The sequence below is a fragment of the Herbaspirillum autotrophicum genome (assembly GCF_001189915.1).
Lineage (GTDB): Bacteria > Pseudomonadota > Gammaproteobacteria > Burkholderiales > Burkholderiaceae_D > Herbaspirillum > Herbaspirillum autotrophicum.
The window spans coordinates 1-1888 of the sequence record NZ_LFLS01000078.1; the positions used below are offsets into that span (position 1 = coordinate 1).

General features: G+C 57.2%; 1 protein-coding gene. It reads left to right on the forward strand.

All coding sequences use genetic code 11. The features are described 5' to 3' along the window. Positions 1–1888 (forward strand): putative Ig domain-containing protein (locus AKL27_RS26820; RefSeq protein WP_198156107.1); only part of this gene is annotated, 1888 nt, incomplete at both ends.

A 1888-nucleotide genomic window follows, 5' to 3' on the forward strand; every position in this document is an offset into this window, starting at 1 on the left:
GGCGGCGGATGGCAAGGTACAAAGTACGCGCTTCGTCTATAACGCCAATGGTGATTTGATTCAGACGGTGAGCGGCGATGAAGCTGCCATCGATATCCCGGTGACCTTGCCGGTACTCAATCACGCGTACGGTGAATTCAAGCTGGCGTTAGCCAACCAATTGATGCTGGATGCGGTGGCGGGCCAGCGCCTGACGTATACGGCGACCTTGGCTGACGGCAGTGCCTTGCCGGCATGGCTGCACATCAATGCCGCGACAGGCGAACTCAGTGGCATACCCACCGATCCAATTGTTGGAGTGTTGGCATTGAAAGTGTCGGCGACAGGCACCAGTGATGTGGCGGCCAGTGCCGTGATCAATTTACCGCTGGATATGCACTCCTTGCCACCCGTGCTGACCCAGCAATTGGCGAATCGGGCGGCGTTGGCCGGTCAGGCGTTCCAATTGAATTTGCCGGCCGACTTGTTCAAGGCCGGGGTTGCCGGTCATACCCTGCGTTATACAGCGAGCTTGGCCGACGGTAGTGCCTTGCCATCCTGGTTGCACCTCAATGCGGCCACCGGTGAACTCAGCGGCGTTGCCGGTAATGGCGATGTCGGCACACTGTCGATCAAGCTGAGTGCTGCTGAATCGGGTGGTTTGGCTACCAGCGTAATGTTTACTTTGCAAGTGAATGCGGGTTACCAGACGCCGGTGGCCGGTAATGCGAATGCCAGTGTGAGCGCGCCTGCGGGTCAGGCGTTCAAGCTGGCAATTCCGGCTGGTTTGTTCAATTCTCCGGTAGCTGGCAATGTGTTGCGCTATCAGGTCGTACAGGCTGATGGCAGTGCATTGCCGGGCTGGTTGAGCTTTAATGCGCTGGACAATACCTTCAGTGGTGTGCCACCGGCTGGGGCGATTGGCAGTCTGAGTTTGCGTATCACTGCGGTAGAGATGTCAGGGCTGCATGCCAGTACCACACTGAGTTTGCAGGTAACGGCAAACGCTACCCGCGCGGGCTGGGTGGAAGTGATCAAAACGGTGTCCGGTCCTGGTACTGCTAAAACAGAGGTGGATCGCTTCGACCCGGTGACGGGCGGCATTGTGGAAATGGAAGTGTGGGATCCGGCGACCGGCAAGATGAAGGAATTGCATCAATGGGATGCGGTCACGGGTGGCAAACTGTTGTTGCAAAAGTTTGATGTCAGCAATGGTCGCCTGATTGAACAGCATATAACAGACGGCCATAGCGGTCAGGAAATCGAGTACAGCAAATTCGACGTTGCCACCGGCCACAAGATCGAGGTGCACCGCTGGGATGCATTGAACGGAGTCAAGCTGTCGCTGGATCTGTTCGATGCCAATAGCGGTATGTTGGTAGAGCAAAACACGTGGGACCGGATAGGGCAAGGACATACCAGCAGCATACATTGGAATGGTACTACCGGATTGCTGGAAGAGGTCAATCGCTGGGATGGGGTGACCGGCGGCAAGACGGCGTATCAGAGCTTCGATGCTGCCACCGGCGTCGCATTGCAACTGTTTGAAACCGATCCGGCTACGGGAGCGGCGACCCGCATGACCAAGTGGGATGCGCAGAGCGGCAAGGTGGTGGAGTACCTGCAATACCATCAGAGCGGCGATATCGAGCTGTACCAGCACTATGATGCGGTGACAGGACGATTACTGGAAATGGGGACGCGTGATGGCTTGCGTGGCGTCACGTTGACCTCGACGCAATGGGACCCGGTCACCGGCAAGCAGGTCGAGATGAGCACCTGGGATCCGGTGACGGGTGGCAAGACGCAGTTGTTGAAGTTCGATGCAACGACCGGGGGCATTCGTGAGTTGATCCGTTGGGATATTGGTGGTGCGCAGCTGGAATACAGCAGTTGGGATAACGTCACG